The sequence below is a fragment of the Pseudomonas sp. BW16M2 genome (genome assembly GCF_014268865.1).
Taxonomy (GTDB): Bacteria; Pseudomonadota; Gammaproteobacteria; order Pseudomonadales; family Pseudomonadaceae; genus Aquipseudomonas; species Aquipseudomonas peradeniyensis.
Genome location: NZ_JABWRI010000047.1, coordinates 1 through 20,569, shown reverse-complemented (window position 1 = coordinate 20,569; position 20,569 = coordinate 1). Strand labels below are relative to the sequence as shown.

At 65.0% G+C, this 20,569-nt stretch carries 14 protein-coding genes; 3 read left to right on the top strand and 11 right to left on the bottom strand.

From position 1 onward, the window contains the following. Positions 1–169: 169 nt before the first annotated feature. Both dtd and pip read right to left on the bottom strand, forming a co-directional pair. Positions 170–607 carry a D-aminoacyl-tRNA deacylase gene (dtd, locus tag HU735_RS25860; RefSeq protein WP_186716279.1) on the bottom strand — a complete coding sequence of 146 codons (438 nt, stop codon included), beginning with the start codon at positions 605–607 and terminating at the stop codon, positions 170–172. Continuing rightward, positions 604–1,575 carry a prolyl aminopeptidase gene (gene pip / locus HU735_RS25855; RefSeq protein ID WP_050707271.1) on the bottom strand — a complete coding sequence of 324 codons (972 nt, stop codon included), beginning with the start codon at positions 1,573–1,575 and terminating at the stop codon, positions 604–606. Before pip ends, dtd begins: the two co-directional genes overlap by 4 nt. Here pip and HU735_RS25850 point away from each other — a divergent pair. Continuing rightward, positions 1,510–7,332, top strand: coding sequence for a DUF6543 domain-containing protein (locus HU735_RS25850; RefSeq protein ID WP_186716278.1), 5,823 nt, complete (start codon positions 1,510–1,512; stop codon positions 7,330–7,332). The two genes, pip and HU735_RS25850, sit on opposite strands and share 66 nt — an antisense overlap. Positions 7,333–7,335: 3 nt before the next feature. On the opposite strand, the gene hutG is transcribed toward HU735_RS25850, so the two are convergent. The 7 genes from hutG to hutC all read right to left on the bottom strand — a co-directional run bounded on the left by hutG (position 7,336) and on the right by hutC (position 15,888). Beyond that, entirely contained in the window at positions 7,336–8,139 is an 804-nt protein-coding gene (gene hutG / locus HU735_RS25845) for an N-formylglutamate deformylase (protein WP_186716276.1), read from the bottom strand. Positions 8,140–8,280: 141 nt separating this feature from the next. Further along, positions 8,281–9,486: an imidazolonepropionase gene (gene hutI / locus HU735_RS25840; RefSeq protein WP_186716275.1), complete on the bottom strand. Its 1,206-nt coding sequence runs from the start codon at positions 9,484–9,486 to the stop codon at positions 8,281–8,283. An 18-nt stretch (positions 9,487–9,504) separates the two neighbouring features. Continuing rightward, positions 9,505–10,908, bottom strand: a complete 1,404-nt coding sequence (locus tag HU735_RS25835; RefSeq protein WP_050707275.1) for an amino acid permease — start codon at positions 10,906–10,908, stop codon at positions 9,505–9,507. Positions 10,909–11,058: 150 nt separating this feature from the next. Next, positions 11,059–12,591, bottom strand: a complete 1,533-nt coding sequence (hutH, locus tag HU735_RS25830) for a histidine ammonia-lyase (protein WP_186716274.1) — start codon at positions 12,589–12,591, stop codon at positions 11,059–11,061. Positions 12,592–12,678: 87 nt separating this feature from the next. After that, on the bottom strand, positions 12,679–14,352 hold the full coding sequence (gene hutU / locus HU735_RS25825; protein WP_028688392.1) for a urocanate hydratase: 1,674 nt from the start codon (positions 14,350–14,352) through the stop codon (positions 12,679–12,681). 256 nt (positions 14,353–14,608) lie between these two features. Next, on the bottom strand, positions 14,609–15,181 hold the full coding sequence (locus HU735_RS25820) for a HutD family protein (protein ID WP_186716273.1): 573 nt from the start codon (positions 15,179–15,181) through the stop codon (positions 14,609–14,611). After that, positions 15,178–15,888 carry a histidine utilization repressor gene (gene hutC, locus HU735_RS25815; protein ID WP_177330863.1) on the bottom strand — a complete coding sequence of 237 codons (711 nt, stop codon included), beginning with the start codon at positions 15,886–15,888 and terminating at the stop codon, positions 15,178–15,180. Before hutC ends, HU735_RS25820 begins: the two co-directional genes overlap by 4 nt. Positions 15,889–16,032: 144 nt before the next feature. Here hutC and HU735_RS25810 point away from each other — a divergent pair, with 144 nt between their 5' ends. After that, positions 16,033–17,397 (top strand): formimidoylglutamate deiminase, encoded by a 1,365-nt coding sequence (locus HU735_RS25810; protein WP_186716272.1) that lies wholly within the window; start codon positions 16,033–16,035, stop codon positions 17,395–17,397. A gap of 160 nt (positions 17,398–17,557) precedes the next feature. Here HU735_RS25810 and HU735_RS25805 read toward each other — a convergent pair whose 3' ends face one another. Together HU735_RS25805 and bamE are read right to left on the bottom strand one after the other, a co-directional pair. After that, positions 17,558–18,130, bottom strand: a complete 573-nt coding sequence (locus tag HU735_RS25805) for a lipocalin family protein (RefSeq protein WP_186716271.1) — start codon at positions 18,128–18,130, stop codon at positions 17,558–17,560. After that, positions 18,127–18,381 (bottom strand): outer membrane protein assembly factor BamE, encoded by a 255-nt coding sequence (bamE, locus tag HU735_RS25800; protein WP_028688397.1) that lies wholly within the window; start codon positions 18,379–18,381, stop codon positions 18,127–18,129. Before bamE ends, HU735_RS25805 begins: the two co-directional genes overlap by 4 nt. A gap of 223 nt (positions 18,382–18,604) precedes the next feature. On the opposite strand from bamE, the gene HU735_RS25795 reads away from it, so the two are divergent. Then, positions 18,605–20,497 (top strand): methyl-accepting chemotaxis protein, encoded by a 1,893-nt coding sequence (locus HU735_RS25795; RefSeq protein ID WP_186716270.1) that lies wholly within the window; start codon positions 18,605–18,607, stop codon positions 20,495–20,497. The last annotated feature ends 72 nt before the right edge of the window (positions 20,498–20,569 follow it).

Sequence of the window (20,569 nt, the reverse complement as noted above, 5' to 3'; positions counted from 1 at the left end):
TTCCCCAAACGGATCCTGACAATGCTCGAGTCAAAGTGAAACGAACCTGCGAACGCAGGTTCATGCAGCGCGCGATTATCCAGCAGGTCGCGTTACAACGCATCAGGCTGAACAAACTATTTATCGTACAAAACCCCTTGTTTTTCGACAAACAAAGGGTTTTTTGACCTCATATTTGTAACATAAATGTTACCGGGCCATCATTGACCAGATGCACCTGCATGTCTGCACCGAAGCGACCACTGGCCACAAGCGGGTGCCGAGCCTGTGCCTGGCGCAGCAGATAGTCGAACAGCTCGGCGCCGAGGGCCGGTGGCGCAGCCGTCGAAAAGCTCGGGCGCATGCCGTTGCGGGTGTCGGCGGCCAGGGTGAACTGCGACACCAGCAGCAGGCCGCCGCCGACATCCTTGAGCGAGCGGTTCATCTTGCCCTGCTCGTCGCTGAACACCCGGTAGTTCAGCAGCTTGTGCAACAGCTTGTCGGCCTGCTCGGGCGAATCTTCAGGCTCGACCGCCACCAGCGCCAGCAACCCCTGGTCGATGGCGCCGACGATTTCTCCCGCCACCTCCACCCGGGCGCCGCGCACGCGCTGGATCAGCCCCTTCATGCTTCTTCCAGGGGCAGGTCGAGCAGGCGCCGGGCCATCTGGTCGGCGGCGCGTACCAGGGCGTCGGTGATGCCAGGCTCGGAGGCGGCATGGCCGGCGTCGCGGATCACCTTCAGCTCGCTGTTCGGCCAGGCCTGGTGCAGCTCCCAGGCGTTGTCCAGCGGGCAGATCACATCGTAGCGGCCATGCACGATCACCGCCGGCAGGTGGGCGATCTTCGGCATGTCGCGGATCAACTGGTCCTGTTCGAGGAAGGCGTTATTGGTGAAGTAGTGGCATTCGATGCGAGCGATCGACAGGGCGCGCTGCGGCTCGGAGAAACGGTCGACCACCAGCGGGTTCGGGCGCAGGGTCGCGGTGCGGCCCTCCCAGGTGGACCAGGCCTTGGCGGCATGCATCTGGGCGATCTGGTCGTTGCCGGTCAGGCGCTTGTGGAAGGCCTTGACCAGGTCGCCGCGCTCTTCCGGCGGGATCGGCGCGATGTAGTCCTGCCAGTAGTCGGGGAACAGACGGCTGGCGCCTTCCTGGTAGAACCAGTGGATCTCCTGCGGGCGGCACAGGAAGATACCGCGCAGGATCAGGCCGTGCACGCGCTCGGGGTGCTTCTGGGCGTAGGCCAGGGCCAGGGTTGAGCCCCAGGAGCCGCCGAACAGCACCCATTTGTCGATGCCGAGGTGCTCGCGGATGCGCTCCAGGTCCTCGACCAGGTGCCAGGTGGTGTTGTTCTCCAGGCTCGCGTGGGGCGTGGAGCGACCGCAGCCGCGCTGGTCGAAAGTGACGATACGGTACAGGTTGGGGTCGAAGTAGCAACGGCTCTGGGCATCGCAGCCCGCGCCCGGGCCACCGTGGATGAACACCACGGGCAGACCTTCCGGCGAGCCGCTCTCATCGACATACAGCACATGCGGCGCTTCCACGGCCAGATCGTGCCGGGCGTAGGGTTTGATCTGCGGGTAGAGGGTCTGCATCGCGCACTCCGTGTGAGGATATTGTCTGCCGTTGGGCATCATAAACCTGAATTGCGCTTTGAGCATGCTCTCGTGCGGGCTCCGATGCATACCGACAGGGCTGACGGCCAGATCATGTTATGTCCTTGGCCGGTGAATCAGTCCATACCATCCGGGCCTCCCTTCCATCGAGGCCCCATCATGAGCGTCAACAACAACGGCGTCGCTGGCACGCCAGCAACGGACGAACCCATAGGCTCACTGTCGAAACGGCTGATCGCCGACAAGATGCCTGACTGGCTGAAGCACGTCGCAAAGCCGGCCCATGCCCACATGCGCAATGCCCTGAGCCGGCCAAGGGCCTGGCTCGACAGGGCTTGCCTGGCCCATCCGGACATCGCCCGACAACTGGTGCAGGAATATGGCACCCATCGAAAGACCCAGGACGATGTGACCAGGCTGCTCAAGCAGCTACCCGATCTACGGCAGTTCGCCACGCAGCAACTGACCCAGGCGGTCAAGCAGCGCTTTGACCTGGAGCTGGACGTGAACAGCACCTATCTGTTCAACGCCCGCCGGGCCGAGGCTTATCAGGACGCCTCCTACGGCGACCCGATCGTTCAGGCGGCGCGGTCGTTCAGACGAGCCACCCAGTCCTTGCTGCACAGCGCCTTGCAGAACTTCGAGGCCGAACATGCGCTGCCCGGTGGGCAGGATACCGCCAGGCTCAGCTCACGGGTGCTCGACAGCAATGCGTTCGTGGGCGTGGTACCCAGCGGCAACCAGGTCGAGATCTCGCCGAGCGAATTCGCGGCACTCTCCCGCGAGCTGGACATCGGTGGTCAGTACCAGGCGCTGATCGAAACGGTCTGCCAGGCGGATCCGCAGGCGGCCAAGGTATTCGGCGACGCGGAACTGAGCACCCTGCGCCTGGAGCTGCACAGGGCTTATCTGGGCGAAAGGCTCGAACAGCCGCTGTATACGGCCTTGCTCAAGCTGGTCGAACACGGCCAGGCCGAGTTCGAAGGCCGCCCGCTGGGCGCGACCTTCCTGCAACTGTTCGGCAGCTCGGTAACGGGCGCGTTGATCTTCGGTGTCGAGTCCGGTCCCAGCCTGCCGGCGCGCTACCCTGCGTTTCATCTGCCCTTCCAGGGTTGGCTGGTCACCTACCTGCCCGGCGCGCGAATCCCCTTGCAGCACCACGCCACCGCCGAGGCACTGCAGGCCTACCTGCGCGAACAGCTGGGGGCCATGACCCGCCGGCAATTGCTCGACAGCGTGCCGGCTCGCGACAGCAGTGCCGTCTTCACCCAGTTGCTGGACTGCCTGCAACCGGTGGACTGGAGTACCTCCAAGGTCATTCCGGGCCAGTACGGCGGCACGGTAAACCGTGTGCGCGATCCGAACGCCCGAGTGACGGTGGCACAGCAGCCCTTCGGGCAAGGACTGCGCGAGGCGCTGGTCGAGCAGAAACGTCAAAGGCTCAGGGACGATGCCCTGTTCCACGCGGTCCCCACCGCGACGGAAGACCGGATAACAGCGCAGAAACAGCTGGCGTACTACACCGGCCTGGCCTTCGACGCCCTGGCCCTGGGCGTTTTCTTCGTGCCGGCCCTGGGCCCGGTGATGCTGGGACTGACCGCGCTGCAACTGGGGCATGAGGTGTACGAAGGGTTTGCCAGCTGGGCGCGGGGCGACAGGCAGCAAGCCCTGGCCTACCTGGTGGACGTGGTTGAAAACGTTGCCCAGTTGGCAGCACTGGGGGTCTGGGAGGCGAGCAGCGGAAAACCTGCCATCGAGAAAATCACCGTCGAGACGCCTTCATTTGTCGAAGAACTGGAGCCCGTGCGCAGGCCCGACGGCGATATCCGCCTGTGGTCCCCGGACCTGAAACCGTTTGCCCATGACATTGTGCTGCCTGCAGGCTTGAAGGCGGATGAGTTCGGCTTGTACCACCACGCAGGCAAGACCTGGCTGGCGCTGGAAGACCGCCTGTTTTCAGTCAGACCCGTTACAGCGCCCCACGACTACGTCCTCGTACACCCGCAAAGCCCCCATGGCTATCAACCTCGATTGCGCCACAATGGCGCAGGTGCATGGCTGCATGGCCTGGATCGACCACAGGCATGGCCACTGAAGCAGTTGGCCAACCGAGCAGGCCAGCTGGCTGCGGAGTTCGACGAAACCACCCTGGCCCAGATACTTGAAGTCAGCGCTACCGATGAGTCCGTGTTGCGCCGGGTCGTCAGCCGGAACCTGCGCCTGCCGGCGTTGCTGGAAGACACGCTGTCTCGCTTCAAGCTGGCTCGGGATCTACGCACATCGGTGACTGAACCCCACATGCTGCGCAAGACGTTCCAGAAGCGCTACGACCTTTTGTACACCAAGCCCACCGCTCGCGGCGCCACCCTGCGGCAACGTTATCCACAGCTGCCGCTTCCCGTCATCGAAGAGCTGTTGCGCAATGCCAGCCAGGTGCAGTTGCAAAGCCTGGATAAAGGCAGGATCCACGCCCGTCTTGCCGCAGAGGCCCGCACCTACCAGCAGCAGGTTCGCCTGGCACGCGCCTATGAAGGGCTGTATCTGGACGCGGTACGCAGCTGGGACACTGACCGCTTGATCCTGCATACGCTGGAACAGCTTCCCGGCTGGCCCGCCGATACGGTCATCGATCTGGAGCAACACCTGCACTGGCCCGCCGAGCGCACACGAATCGGAGCACAGACCGCTGAGCCCAACGCCATCATTTTCAGCACGACAAACGGCTATATCGTCGACGGCAGCAGTGCCCCGCAAGCCTCTGAGATGCTTCACGACACACTCTACAGTGCGCTGATGAAAGCCCTGCCGACACCCGCAATCACCGTACTGGGCAACTTGGGAGCGAGCTACACGCAAGCACTCAAGCGCCTGCTTCGCCAGCGGCCTCGACTTTCGCGCGAGGCGCTGAGAAAGGTGTTGCGCATGCAGCCCGTGCGTCAAGGCTTCCACTCGCCGATGCGCCTGGCCGATGGCCGCCTGGGATACCCATTGGGCGGCACTGGCGGCACTGGCGGCGGTTTCACACGCCACACCCTGCTGCGCATGATCAGGGAGACTGGTCTGCCCGTACACACGACGCGCACGGCCGACCAGATACTGGCCGACCTGGAAGGCAGCGGACTGAGCCGAAGCGAGATAAACCTGCGCTTGCAAGCATTGCTCGAACAACACACGACCTTGCGCGGCACACTCGCCGTATGGCGACAAGCGATTACCGCCGCGGCAGGGCATGACACCGACGCAATCGACACCTTGCATGAGCGGCTCATCCAGCACTGGTATGACAACCTCCTGCCTGTGACACCTCACGAAGCGACGCCGCTTCGCCTGGAACAGGTCGCCCTGGACACCTTCCCGTCCGACCTGCCCACATTCCTTGGCGAAAGTGTCAGGCATCTTCAGCTCATCGACCCGTCCCACGGCAGCGCTTCGAGCCTGGGAAGACGCGAGCGCCTGCTCACTAACCTGTTCCAGCAGTTCCCAGGCTTACGCTCACTGGAGGTCACCCGCCCTTATGTCGACAACGCGCCTGCCTCCAATTTCCTGTACGACCTCAGCTCGCTTACCCGCCGCCTTCCACAACTCGAATCCCTGAGCATCACCAACCTGAACCTGGCGTTGTCGAGCAGGGAGATCGAGAGCCTGAGAGCGCTGCCCCACCTTCGACGCCTCACACTGGATGGCAATCGGCTGTTATCGCACAGCTACCAAGCCTTCGAAGGCCTGACGCTCGACTACCTGGGCCTTGAGCGCATGGAGCTCGACCATTGGCCCCAAGGCCTCAGGCCGCGCCCGCTGACCCGCATCAGGGAGGTCTCGCTGCGCGACAACCGTATCCGCTCACTACCGAGCTTTCTCATGAGCAACGAACCGGACCTTGCCACCCACTCGTTCATTGCCCTGGAAGGCAATCCCATCATCGAGGATCAACTGCTGCGCATCATGCTCAATCAGCAGGGTCAGGCCGGACGGATCCATGCTGACATTTCACCATCCCTGAATGCCCGGCTGCGCCACTACACCCAGCAGCGCGAAGCATTGCGCGATGCTCTCGACAATTGGGCCAACGCCTCAAGCTCGACGGCGCCGCTGAGCCAGGGCGCCATCGCCATGCGCAACCGGATCGGGGTCAGCATCAACACGTTCTGGCGCAACCAGGAACTGGGCATGCGCCAGACAACACTGCGCCTGGAGAACATCGCCCTGGAGCATTTTCCTCCGAGTCTGCCGGCTTTCTTCCACCAACGCGTACGCAGCCTGTCGCTGGCCAGGATCAGCAGCACGAGCGCTCAACTGGATGACTTTCTGAGGCGCTTCCCCTTGGTGGAAAACCTCAGCCTCGTCGAACACACCCAGCCAAGCCAGACGCTGCCGACGGCACTGCGGCGGCTTCCCAGGCTCACCTACCTGTCCCTGCGCGACATGGGCCTGGTAATCGATGACGGCGTGCTTGCCACGTTCGGCACATTGAGCAATCTCAGCACACTGGAGTTGGCCGGCAACCGCCTGGGCAACATCACCGAGGTGCCCGAAACCTTGCGCAACCTGAGCCGGCTCGAGCTGAACAACATGGGCATCGAGCGTTGGCCCACCTGGCTGGACAGCCTGCTGCCGCTGGAACTGCTCGACCTGAGCGAGAACCGCTTGACCGAACTGCCTGAACACATCTTCAGCAACCTCGATCATGACTTCCCCGTGTCGTCCATTGCCCTGTTCGACAACCCACTGACCCGCAGCACCATGTTCCGCGCACGCACATCCTCCGATACCCAGCGCAACTTCACCTTCGCCATGAGCCTGCCCGATGACTTGCTGACCGCGACGTCTTCTGACGAAGAGCTGGCGGGAGGACACCTGCATAATCCAATCCTACCCCTTGTCGAGGACCAGCCACGCCTGGAGGCCTGGCTGCAAGGCGCACAACTGGAAAACGAAGCACTGCGCGATGCCTGGCAGCAACTGCAGCAGGCAGGCGATGCGGGCAACCTGCTGTCGCTGGTCGGGCGCCTGCAGCAGTCAGCCCCTTTTCGCAATGGCGCCACCCGCCCGTCCTTCTGCCAGCGCGTGCGCATGGTCCTGATCAAGGCGCTGGTCAGGCCGGAAGAACGCGCGCTGTTCAACGCCATTGCTCAGGAAGCGCTGGTACAACCGGACACCGGCAGCCAGACCTGCCACGACGGGGCATTGCTGGTGTTCCAGAACATCGAGCTGCTGATCGACAGTCGTAGCCTGCTGACAGCAGCGGGCGATACGGAACATACGCTCTACCAGGAACTCACGCGCCTCTACCGCCTGTACCGACTGGATGAGATCGCCCGCGGAAAAGCCAAGGGTCGGGACGAGGCGGAGGTCCGCCTGGCCTATCGCCGCGGGCTGAACCAGGAGCTGAAACTGGGTGTACCCGACGACAACATGCTCTACGAAGCCTTTGCCGATGTCAGCCGCAGCGAGCTGACAGCGGCGATGGACCAGGTACACCGGGATGAGCAGGGTGAGTCGTTTCTGAGGTATGCCGCGAGCAATGAGGAATGGTGCCGATACCTGCGCCAGACCTACGCAGCACGCTTCGACGCCATCGAGCAGCAGTACAGGGCGCAGGTCAGCGCCCTGGACGAGTCCCCGCAAAGCCTCGATGAACTGGCGCCCGAGTACGAGGCGCTGGAAAACGACAAGCAGGCACGGGAACGGCACCTGATCCGTGAACTGACCACGCTGGCCAACCCGGATCGCAGTTGAGCGCTAGCGCCCGTATCGCTCCCGGCCCCACGCGAGGACCGTCTCCAGCAACCGTCCCAGGACCACCTGGGTCGGTTGCGCCAGGTCCTCGCGGTAGGCGAACGGCTCGACTTCATTCATGTAAGTGCTCTGCGCCAGCTCCAGTTGCACGGCATGGATCTGGCGGGAAGGGTCACCATAGTGGCGGGTGATGTGTCCGCCTTTGAAGCGCCCGTTGAGTACATGGCTGTATTGCCGGAACTCGGCGCACACGCCCTGCAGCCGCTCGGCCAGCTGGGGATCGCAACTGGCACCGTTGAAGGTGCCGAGGTTGAAGTCCGGCAGCTTGCCGTCGAACAGGTGCGGGATCAGCGAACGGATCGAGTGGGCGTCCCACAGCAGCGCATAGCCGAACTCGGTGCGCAGGCGCTCCAGTTCACGACGAATCGTGTCGTGGTACGGGCGCCAGATCCCTTCCAGGTACCTCGCCCGCTCATCGGCGCTCGGCACTTGCCCGTCCTTGAACAACGGCTCGCCATCGAACAAGGTCGCCGGGTACAGGCCGGTGGTGGCGCCGACGTACAGCGGCTTGTCGTCATCCGGGCGGTTCAGGTCGATGACGAAGCGCGAATACTCCGCCGCCACCACACTGGCGCCCAGGTCACGGGCGAAGTCGTACAGGCGTGGAATGTGCCAGTCGGTGTCCGGCAGGCTGCGTGCCTGGTCGACCAGGCCATTGCGCACGGCTGGCGTCAGGCCCAGCCCGGCGTGGGGCATGCTGATCAGCAGTGGCAGGCGGCCCTGGTGAAAACTCAATACCTTGTCCATATGACTCCTACAGCGTATCTGATTGACCTTCGTGGGAGCGGGCTTGCCCCTCGATGGATGGCACCGGCTTCGCCGGTATCGCGGGGCAAGCCCGCTCCCACGAAGCTCTGCTCCCGGCACCGCAGTGCAGCATCGAACCTTTCAGTTGGATATTTCGTGGCCCAGGCGCACCACGCGCTTGGGCAGGTCGCCGCCGAGCCAGTAGCTGAGGTCGGCCGGGCGTTCGATCTGCCAGGCGATGAAGTCCGCCACCTTGCCCACTTCCAGCGAGCCGTGGCTGTCGCCCAGCCCCAACGCCGTGGCGGCATGCACGGTGACACCGGCCAGGGCCTCCTCGGGGGTCATGCGGAAACAGGTGCAGCCCATGTTCAGCATCAGGCGCAGCGACAGCCCCGGCGAAGTACCGGGGTTGAGATCGCTGGCCAGGGCGATCTTCACGCCGTGCCGGCGCAGGGCGTCCATCGGTGGCAACTGGGTTTCGCGCAGGAAGTAGAACGCCCCAGGCAACAGCACGGCAACAGTGCCGGCCTCGGCCATGGCGATGGCGTCTTCCTCGGTCATGAACTCCAGGTGATCGGCCGACAGTGCCTGGTAGCGGGCCGCCAGGCTCGAGCCGTGCAGCGATGACAACTGCTCGGCGTGCAGCTTGACCGGCAGCCCCAGCTCGCGCGCCTTGATGAACAGGCGCTCGACCTGGGCCGGGGAGAAGGCCAGGTGCTCGCAGAAGGCATCCACCGCGTCCACCAGCCCCTCGGCGGCCAACGCCGGGAGCATCTGCTCACAGATATGGTCGATGTAGTCGTCCGCCCTGCCCGCGTATTCCGGCGGCAGCGCGTGGGCGGCCAGGCAGGTGCTACGCACGGTGACCGGCAGCTCCTCACCCAGGCGCCGGGCGACGCGCAGCATCTTGCGTTCGTTCTCAAGGTCCAGGCCGTAGCCGGATTTGATCTCGATCGTGGTCACGCCGTCGCGCATCAGTGCCTGGACCCGCTGGCGGGCACTGGCCAGCAGCTCGTCCTCGCTGGCCGCGCGGGTGGCCCGCACGGTGCTGGCGATGCCGCCACCCTGTGCGGCGATCTCGGCATAGCTGACGCCCTGCAGGCGCTGCTCGAACTCGCCGCTGCGGTTACCGCCGAACACCGCGTGGGTGTGGCAGTCGATCAGCCCGGGCGTGACCCAGGCACCGTCCAGGTCGACGACGCGGTCGGCCGCAACCGGCGGCACGTCATCGCGCGGACCGATCCACTCGATCAGCCCGGCGCTGGTGACGATCGCCGCGTCTTCGATGACCGCGTAGCGGCCGTCGGTCATGGTCGCGGCGTGGCAGTGCTGCCAGAGGGTTCTCATCAGGATCTCCTTTCTAATTCAGCGGTGCAGCTCGGCAGGCTCCCGGAGCGGCTCGCCACCACCGGCGCGCGGCTTGCACCACAGCAGGTAGGAGGCCACCAGGAACACCACCCAGATCACCCCGACGATCAATGCCGCCTGGGTGTCGGGGAAGTAGCCGAGCACACCGAAGATGAACACCATGAAGGCAATGGCCAGGGCCGGGCCATAGGGCCAGAACGGTACCGGGAACTTGAGCTGGGCGACCTCCTCGCGGCTCATGCTGCGGCGCATGGCGACCTGGGTGACCAGGATCATCAGCCACACCCACACGGTGGCGAAGGTGGCGATCGAAGCGATCAGCAAGAACACGTTTTCCGGGATCAGGTAGTTGAGCAGCACGCCGATCAGCAGCGCCGCGCCCATCACCACCACGGTCATCCACGGCACGCCGTGTTTCGACAGTTTTCCGAAGCCACGCGGCGCCTGGCCGTGCTGGGCCAGGCCGTACATCATGCGGCCGGCGCCGAAGATGTCGCTGTTGATCGCCGAGATGGCCGCCGAGATCACCACGATATTGAGCACGGCCGCGGCCGAACCGATCCCCAGGTTGCTGAAGATCTGCACAAACGGGCTGCCCTGGCTGCCGATCTGCGGCCACGGGTACAAGCACATCAGCACGAACAAGGTGAGCACGTAGAACAGCAGGATGCGCAGCGGCACAGCGTTGATCGCCTTGGGGATGACGCGCTGAGGGTCTTTCGCCTCACCGGCGGTGACACCGATGATCTCGATGCCGCCGAAGGCGAACATCACCACCGCGAACGAGGCGATCAGGCCACTGACACCATTGGGCATGAAGCCACCGTGGTCAAACAGGTTGCTCACCCCGACCGCGTGCCCGGTCCCCACCTGGCTGAAGCCGAAGGCCATGATGCCCAGGCCGGCGAGGATCATCGCGACGATGGCGCCGACCTTGAGCAGCGACAGCCAGAACTCCATCTCGCCGAAGACCCGCACGTTGCACAGGTTCAGGCCACCGATCAGGAAGACGATGCCAAGCACCCAGATCCAGCGGGCGACCTCGGGGAACCAGAAGCCCATGTAGATACCGAAGGCGGTGACATCGGCGATGGCGACGATGACCATCTCGAAGGCGTAGGTCCAGCCAAGGATGAAACCGGCCATGGGGCCGAGGTAGGTGCTGGCGTAGTGGCCGAAGGAGCCGGCCACCGGGTTGTGCACGGCCATCTCGCCGAGGGCGCGCATGACCATGAATACGGCGGCGCCGCCGATCAGGTAGGCCAGCAGCACGGCCGGGCCGGCCATCTGGATGGCCGAGGCCGAACCGTAGAAAAGCCCGGTACCGATTGCCGAACCGAGCGCCATGAAACGGATATGCCGGGCCGATAGCCCGCGCTTGAGACCTTGAGCTTGTTGCATGTCACGTCCTTATTGTTGTTCTGGTCGTGAGAATGAGGGGGGCTGCTGCGCAGCCCATCGCGACACAAGGCCGCTCCTACAGGGGAACGCATTGCCTGTGTAGGAGCGGCCTTGCGCCGCGAAAGGGCCGCAAAGCGGCCCCCGACGGCATTACAGGCTAGGCAGGACCCCAGCCGGCAGCAGGCCGGTCAAGGTACCTTTGGCCAGCAGCTCGGACGCCACTTCGATATCCGGCGCGAAGAAGCGGTCGCGGTCATAGTGCGGCACGTCCTTGCGCAGCGCCTGGCGCGCCTGCTCCAGCTTGACCGAGGTCTTCAGCCCCTTGCGCAGGTCCAGGCCCTGGCAGGCGCCAAGCCATTCGATGGCCAGCACGCCACGGGTGTTCTCGGCCATTTCCCACAGACGCTTGCCGGCGGCCGGGGCCATCGACACGTGGTCTTCCTGGTTGGCCGAGGTTGGCAGGCTGTCGACGCTGTGCGGGTGCGACAGCGCCTTATTCTCGCTGGCCAGCGCGGCGGCGGTGACCTGGGCGATCATGAAGCCGGAGTTGACCCCACCATTTTCCACCAGGAACGGCGGCAGCTGGGACATGTGTTTGTCCATCATCAGCGAGATACGGCGTTCGCTCAGCGAGCCGATCTCGGCGATTGCCAGGGCGATGTTGTCGGCAGCCATCGCCACGGGCTCTGCGTGGAAGTTGCCACCGGAGATCACGTCACCTTCGGCAGCGAACACCAGCGGGTTGTCCGACACGGCATTGGCTTCGATACCGAGCACTTCGGCGGCCTGGCGGATCTGGGTCAGGCAGGCGCCCATGACCTGGGGCTGGCAGCGCAGGGAGTACGGGTCCTGGACCTTGTCGCAGTTCTTATGCGACAGCGACACTTCGCTGGTGTCGCCCAGCAGGTCGCGGAAGCACGCGGCGGTGTCGATCTGGCCGCGCTGGCCACGCACTTCATGGATACGCGCATCGAACGGCGAGCGCGAACCCAGTGCCGCTTCCACGGTCAGGCCGCCGCAGGCGATGGCCGCGGCGTACAGGTCTTCGGCCTGGAACAGACCGCGCAGGGCGTAGGCGGTGGACGCCTGGGTACCGTTGAGCAGGGCCAGGCCTTCTTTGGCGGCCAGGGTCAGCGGCTCGAGGCCGGCGACGGCCAGGGCTTCGGTGGCGGGCAGCCACTGGCCCTTGTAGCGGGCCTTGCCTTCACCCAGCAGCACCAGCGACATGTGTGCCAGCGGTGCCAGGTCGCCGGAAGCGCCGACCGAGCCCTTGAGCGGGATGTGTGGGTAGACCTCGGCGTTGACCAGGGCGATCAGCGCATCGATCACCTTGCGGCGGATACCGGAGAAGCCACGGCTGAGGCTGTTGATCTTGAGCACCATGATCAGGCGCACCAGGCTATCGTCCAATGGCGCGCCGATACCGGCGGCGTGGGACAGCACCAGCGAGCGCTGCAGGTTCTCCAGGTCGTGACTGGCGATGCGGGTCGAGGCCAGCAGGCCGAAACCGGTGTTGATGCCGTAGGCGGTGCGGTCTTCGGCGATGATCTGCTCGACGCAGGCGACGCTGGCGTCGATGGCCGGCGCGGCGCTGGCGTCCAGTTGCAGGCGCACAGGGGCGGCATGGATGGCGCGCAGCTGGGCCAGGGTCAGGGTGCCGGGCTTGAGGGTCAATTCGGTCACTTCGCTACTCCAATCGCTTGGGGCCACGCGGGGCCCCTTCTTGTTGTTCAGTATCACCCGTGAAGGGTGCGATCCAAAGCGCGGCGATCAGCCGGTGATCATCGGCAGGTCCAGGCCCTGCTCCTTGGCGCAGTCGATGGCGATCTGGTAGCCGGCATCGGCGTGGCGCATGACGCCGGTCCCCGGGTCGTTGGTCAGCACGCGGGCGATACGCTCGGCGGCCTCGTCGGTACCGTCGCAGACGATGACCATGCCCGAGTGCTGGGAGAAGCCCATGCCCACGCCACCGCCGTGGTGCAGCGAAACCCAGGTGGCGCCGCCCGCGGTGTTGAGCAGGGCGTTGAGCAGCGGCCAGTCGGAGACCGCGTCGGAGCCGTCGCGCATGGCTTCGGTCTCGCGGTTGGGGCTGGATACCGAGCCCGAGTCCAGGTGGTCACGGCCGATGACGACCGGCGCCGACAGCTCGCCGCTGCGCACCATTTCGTTGAACGCCAGGCCCAGCTTGGCACGCAGGCCCAGGCCGACCCAGCAGATACGCGCCGGCAGGCCCTGGAAGCTGATGCGCTCGCGGGCCATGTCCAGCCAGCGGTGTAGGTGGGCGTCGTCCGGGATCAGTTCCTTGACCTTGGCGTCGGTCTTGTAGATGTCCTCGGCGTCGCCGGACAGCGCGGCCCAGCGGAACGGACCGACACCGCGGCAAAACAGCGGGCGGATGTAGGCCGGTACGAAGCCTGGGAAGTCGAAGGCGTTGGCCACACCCTCTTCCTTGGCCATCTGGCGGATGTTGTTGCCGTAGTCGAAGGTCGGGATGCCTTGCTTCTGGAAGTCGAGCATCGCCTTGACGTGCACGGCCATCGATTGCTTGGCGGCTTTGACCACGGCAGCCGGGTCGGTCTGGGCGCGGTCGCGGTATTGCTCCCAGGTCCAGCCGGCCGGCAGGTAGCCGTTGAGCGGGTCGTGGGCACTGGTCTGGTCGGTGACCATGTCCGGGCGCACGCCACGCTTGACCAGCTCCGGCAGGATCTCAGCGGCGTTGCCGTGCAGGGCGATGGAGATGGCCTTGCCTTCGGCGGTGTACTTGGCGATGCGCGCCAGGGCGTCGTCCAGGTCCTTGGCCTGCTCATCGACGTAGCGGGTTTCCAGGCGGAAATCGATGCGGCTCTGCTGGCACTCGATGTTCAGCGAGCAGGCACCGGCCAGGGTGGCGGCCAGTGGCTGGGCGCCGCCCATGCCACCGAGGCCCGCGGTCAGTACCCACTTGCCTTTCAGGCTGCCGTTGTAGTGCTGGCGGCCGGCTTCGACGAAGGTTTCGTAGGTGCCCTGGACGATGCCCTGGCTGCCGATGTAGATCCAGCTGCCGGCGGTCATCTGACCGTACATGGCCAGGCCCTTGGCATCCAGCTCGTTGAAGTGTTCCCAGTTGGCCCAGTGCGGTACCAGGTTGGAGTTGGCGATCAGCACGCGCGGGGCGTTGCTGTGGGTCTTGAACACGCCGACCGGCTTGCCCGACTGCACCAGCAGGGTTTCGTCGTCTTCCAGGCGGGTCAGGGTCTCGACAATCTTGTCGTAGCACTCCCAGTTGCGCGCGGCGCGGCCGATGCCGCCGTACACCACCAGCTCTTTCGGGTTTTCGGCGACCTGCGGGTCGAGGTTGTTCATCAGCATGCGCAGCGGAGCTTCGGTCAGCCAGCTCTTGGCGGTCAGCTTGTTGCCACGCGGGGCACGGATTTCTACGTCACGGTATTTGTTGTTGTCAGTCACGGGAGAGGTCCTCTGCGGTCGTCCGCGGGCGGGTATGTCGTGGTCAATATACAAACACACCTTTACTTGTATGTACAAGCATGGACAACCAAAAAATTTAGACCTATCCGCTGAGCGGCTGAAATAGCTGGGGCCGCTTTGCGGCCCTTTCGCGACACGAGGCCGCTCCTACAGGGACCGCGTCAGCCAGGGCAAACGCGGACATTGTAGGAGCGGCCTCGTGTCGCGAAAGGGCTGCGCAGCAGCCCCAGCTATCTCAACGTGTAATGAGCTCGATCAGGCAGAACCGCCCCTGCACATCCAGCTCCAGCAACCCTTCATTGCCATCGATCCGCAGACAGTCATACCGCCCAAGCTGCTGCGCACCCTCCCCGGCCAGCCCCACCTCGACATGATTGCCAGCGGCAAACAGCAACAGCGTCGACGCCGAACTGAACACCCGGCTGCCGCCATCGAACCACTGCAACCGCGCCCGATACCGCTGCGGCGCATAGATCAGGTTGAAATCGCGAATCGCCCCGCCCAGCAGCTTGCAACTGACCTGGCTCTCGCCACTGAAGGCGAACGGATCAAACGGCAGCAGCGGCCGGCTGGCCTGGCCATCGACCAGCAACCGCATGCCGTCACCCTGCAACACGGTGATGATCCGCTGATACCCGGCAAAGGTGGAAAAGCCTCCGGACTCTTCGATATCGGCAATCGACAGGCGCCAGCCGAAACCGTCCAGGCTGTCGCCGGCATCGCGGGTGATCTCTTCGGTGAAGCCACCACCGTTCTTCCAGGGCATGCGCGGATAATCCCGGGCACGCAACAGCTGCAACTGGGTCATTTGCTGAATCGTCCTTCCAGACGGTGACGGGAACCGGGGTGGATCAGGCGCGCGGCGGTCACCGGCTGGCGCCCCGACCAGGTGCGGCGGCGGATCAGCAGGCACGGCTCGCCCCGCTCGATCTGCAACAACGTGCATTCTTCAGGCTCGGCGAGGATGGCCTCGACCACGTGCTCGCCTTCGGTGAGTGGCGCAACCTGCGACAGGTAGGCGTAGGGCGTCTGCCGGGTGAAATCCTGCTTGAGGTAGTCCGGGGCGATGGCGGCGTTGACGTAGCGGTCCTCGATCTGCACCGGCACGCCGTTCTCGTAATGCACGATCAGCGAGTGGAACACCCGCTGGCCTTCGCGCATGTCCAGAGCCAGGGCGCGCTCGGAGCCAGCGGCCTCCTCGGCCAGGGTGATCACCTGGCAGCTATGCTGGTGGCCACGGCCGGCGATCTCGTCGGCGATGTTGTTGACCTCGAACAGCGCCGAACGGCTCTTGGGTTCGGCAACGAAGGTGCCGACGCCCTGCATGCGCACCAGCAGGCCTTCGGCGGTCAGTTCGCGCAGGGCGCGGTTGATGGTCATGCGGCTGAAGCCCAGCTCGCTGACCAGTTCGCTCTCCGAGGGCACCCGATGATGAGGCGGCCAGCTGCCGCTCTCGATCTGCTGGATGATCATCTGTTTCACCCGGGCGTAGAGCGGCGCCGGCCCTTCGCCCATCTGGGCAACCAGCGCGGAGACAGGAGGTGTCGGCACGGCGTTGAATCCTTGTGCGGTTGGAGTGAACGGTAGCTTGCCGGAGTTTACCCGGCAGGCAAACGGCTGTATATGTATATACAAGCTAACAATAACAGGATTTCACCGATGTCCGCCTACTTCGCCGAACGCGCCCTGCTGCCCTCGGGCTGGGCCCGCAATGTCCGCCTGGAGGTCGCCGCCGACGGCCGACTGGCCTCGATCGAGGCTGATGCCAGCGCCGATGGCGCCGAGCGCCTGGCCGGGCCGTTGCTGCCGGGCATGCCCAACCTGCACTCGCACGCGTTCCAGCGGGCCATGGCGGGGCTGGCGGAAGTCGCCGGCAATCCCAACGACAGCTTCTGGACCTGGCGCGAGCTGATGTACCGCCTGGTCGGCCGGATCACCCCCGAGCAACTGCAGGTGATCGCCCGCCAGCTGTACATCGAGATGCTCAAGGCCGGCTACACCTCGGTGGCCGAGTTCCATTACGTGCACCATGACCAGAACGGCCAGGCCTATGCCGACCCCGCCGAGCTGTCGCGCCGCATCAGCGCCGCCGCCAGTGCCAGCGGTATCGGCCTGACCCTGTTGCCGGTGCTGTACAGCCATTCCGGTTTCGGCGGCCAGGCCCCCAACGACGGCCAACGGCGCTTCATCAACTCCACCGAGCAGTACCTGCGCCTGCAACAGCAGCTTGCACCCTTGCTGGCGCAACAACCGGCGCAGGCGCTGGGGCTGTGCTTCCATTCCCTGCGCGCGGTAACGCCGGGCCAGATCGCCGATGTGCTGGGCGCCGGCGATACGGCCTGCCCTATCCATATCCACATTGCCGAGCAGCAGAAGGAAGTCGATGACTGCCTGGCCTGGAGCGGCCGCCGTCCGCTGCAGTGGCTGTACGAGCATGTCGAAGTCGACCAGCGCTGGTGCCTGGTCCACGCCACCCACGCCGAAGCCGACGAAGTCGCCGCCATGGCCCGCAGCGGCGCGGTGGCCGGGCTATGCCTGACCACCGAGGCGAACCTGGGCGACGGTATCTTCCCGGCGGTGGACTACCTGGCCCAGGGTGGGCGCATGGGCATTGGCTCGGACAGTCATGTGTCGCTCAGCGTGGTCGAGGAGCTGCGCTGGTTGGAGTATGGCCAGCGCCTGCGCGACCAGCGGCGCAACCGGCTGTATCGCGCTGACCAGCCGATGGTGGGCCGCACTCTCTATGATGCCGCACTGGCGGGTGGCGCACAGGCGCTGGGGCAGCCGATCGGCGAACTCGCCGTGGGCAAGCGCGCGGACTGGCTGGTGTTGGATGGGCAGGACCCGTATCTGGCCGTGACCGACGGCGATGCGATCCTCAACCGCTGGCTGTTCGCGGGCGGCGACCGCCAGGTGCGCGATGTGATGGTCAACGGGCAGTGGGTGGTGCGCCAGGGGCGGCATGGGCAGGAAGAGGAAAGTGCGGTGGCGTTTGTCGAGGTGCTACGCCAGCTATTGGGGTGAACACTGGCTCTGTGGGAGCGGCCTTGCGTCGCGAAAGGGGCGCATAGCGCCCCCGGGATCTCGATGTCGATGAAGATGTTGCTGGGGCCGCTTTGCGGCCCTTTCGCGACGCAAGGCCGCTCCCACAGGGGGCGCGTCCACCTCTAGATGGTGAGCAGGCTCAATGCCGGACGACAATCTGCTTGTCGGGCGTGCGCCAGATCAGCCGATTGGTGTCATACCCCTGCTGCCGCGCCTTGGCCAAGAGATTCTCGCGCTCCCACGCCGGCAACGAAGGCGTGCGCGACAAAATCCACAAGTACTTGCGATCCGGGCTGCCGACAATCGCCGTGTGGTAGCGTTCGTCGACGAACAGGATCCAGTAGGCGCCCTTGGCCACGCCCGGCACCAGGCGGGTGAACCAGTTGTCGAACTCGACCCACAGCCTGTCGGTGTGCCCGGCCTCCTGCGGCGTGGCATGGCCTTCGGCGCGCAGCCACTCGTCGCCCATGGTGCGGCAGCGATTGAGCACGCCGACCGTGCCGTCGGGCTTGAGGTTGTAGTGGGCTTCGGATTGGGCACAGCCGTCCTGGTACTTCATCGGCAGGCGCGCCAGCTCGAACCATTTGCCCTGGTAACGCTTGAGGTCGACCGCACCTGCGGTCTTCGGCGCCAGCGGGTCGGTGGCCGAGGTGGCGCAGCCACCCAGCAGCATCACCAGGCACACGCCCAGCAGCAGGTGCAGACGCCTCATTTGAGGCCCTGCCCGGAATACATGAGGACCTTGTCCGCCGCGTACTGCACGCTGATGAAGCTCTTCTCGTCACCCCAGGTGCAGCTGCTCATGCCCAGCGCGCCAGAGCACTCCTTGGGCGAACCGAGCAGTTGCTCGACCTCGGCCTTGTTCATGCCGGCCTTGAGCTTGGAATAGTTTTCCTGGTTGATCTTGCTGCAGGCGGTCAGGACGACACACAAGGACAACAGGGCGAGGGAACGCAACGACATGAAGGGACACTCCTGGAGGTGGATACGCAGGTACGAGGGCCTGCAGGGAGCTTAGAAGGGAAAAAGGCTCCGCGGTTCCCTGGCGGGCCAGGTTTCGTTGTGCGCCGTTGGTCGCCTGGTGCGCAAACGATTAATGTTTTATTCCTGCGCGTCGACATAGAGCGGTGGTGTGGCCTTTTGCCGCACCCCTCCCCTTCGTGCCCGTGCGCAGATTCCAAGAAAAATGACCAAGAACCTCAAGTTCAGCCACAAGATCCTGCTGGCCGCCGCCCTCGTGGTGGCCGTCGCCTTCACCTGCTTCGTCCTGTTCAACGACTACCGGCAACGCCAGTCGCTGCGCAGCGACACCGAATCGACGTTGCAGTCACTGGGCAACCTGACCGCGGGCAACATCCGCACCTGGCTCGACAGCCGCATCCAGCTGGTGAACTCGGTGGCCCAGCAGATCGCCGTCGACGGCCCGGCCAAGGGCAGCCTCGACCGCATCCTGGCGTTGCCGGTGTACAGCGGCAACTTCATCCTCACCTACTTCGGCGGCCAGGACGGCAGCATGCAGTCGGTGCCGGTGGGCAACCGCGCCGCCGACTACGACCCGCGCGTGCGCGGCTGGTACAAGGCGGCCAGCGCGGCGGGCCAGACCATCGTCACCGAGCCGTACATCTCGGTCTCGGCCGGCAAGCTGGTGATCACCCTGGCCACCCCGGTGCAGCAGGGCGGGCGCATGATCGGCGTGAGCGGTGTCGACACCGACCTGCAGACCATCAGCAACCTGATCAACACCTTGGACTTCGGCGGTCGCGGCCATGCCTTCATCGTCAACGGCGAAGGCAAGGTGCTCATCCACCCCAAGGGTGAGCTGGCGCTCAAGACCCTGGCCGATGTCTACCCCGGCAACGACCTGCGCATCGGCAGCGGTCTGAAAGAGGTCGAGGTCGAGGGCCGTCGGCAGTTCATCAGTTTCACCCATGTCGACGGCGTGCCGTCGGCGGACTGGTACGTGGCGCTGGTGCTGGACCAGGACGCGGCCTTCGCCATGCTCGGCGAGCTGCGCACCTCGGCGCTGGTGGCGACGCTGATCGCGGTGGTGGTGATCATCGCCCTGCTCGGCCTGCTGATCCGCGTGCTGATGGAACCGCTGCACGTCATGGGCCGCGCCATGCGCGACATCGCCGAGGGCGAGGGCGACCTGACCCGACGCCTGAACATCCACGCCCAGGACGAGTTCGGCAGCCTGGCGCAGTCGTTCAACCGTTTCGTCGAGCGGATCCACGAATCGATCCGTGAAGTGGCCTCGGCCACCGGCCAGGTGAATGCCGTGGCCAGCCAGGTGGTCAACGCCTCCAACGCTTCGATCCACAACGCCGACCAGCAGTCGAGCCGCACCAGCAGCGTGGCCGCGGCGATCAACCAGCTGGGCGCCGCCGCCCAGGAAATCGCCCAGAACGCCGCCCTCGCTTCGCAGCACTCCAGCGCCGCCCGCGGCCTGGCCGAGGAAGGCCAGCAGGTGGTCGGCGAGACCATCGACGTGATGAACCAGCTGTCGGCACGCATCAGCGACGCCAGCGGCAACATCGAGACGCTGAACAACCACACGGCGAACATTGGTCAGATCCTCGATGTGATCAGCGGCATCTCGCAGCAGACCAACCTGCTGGCGCTCAACGCCGCCATCGAGGCCGCCCGCGCCGGTGAGGCCGGGCGCGGCTTCGCCGTGGTCGCGGACGAGGTGCGCAACCTGGCCCACCGTACCCAGGACTCGGCGCAGCAGGTGCAGCGCCTGATCGAAGAGCTGCAGGCAGGCGCCCAGGTGGCGGTCAGCACCATGAACCAGAGCCAGCAGCACAGTGATCGCAGCGTGGGCATCGCCAACCAGGCCGGCGAGCGCCTGGGCAGCGTCACCCAGCGCATCGGCGAGATCGACGGCATGAACCAGTCGGTGGCCACCGCCACCGAGGAGCAGACGGCCGTGGTCGAGTCGATCAATGTCGACATCAACGAGATCAATACGTTGAACCAGGAAGGGGTGCACAACCTGCAGAGCACCTTGCGTGCCTGCACCGACCTTGAACATCAGGTCGAGCGGTTGAAGCATCTGGTGGGGAGTTTCAGGATCTGATTCGGGAACGTGGGAGCGGGCTTGCCCCGCGATTGCGATGTCAGACCCACCATCGCTATCGCGGGGCAAGCC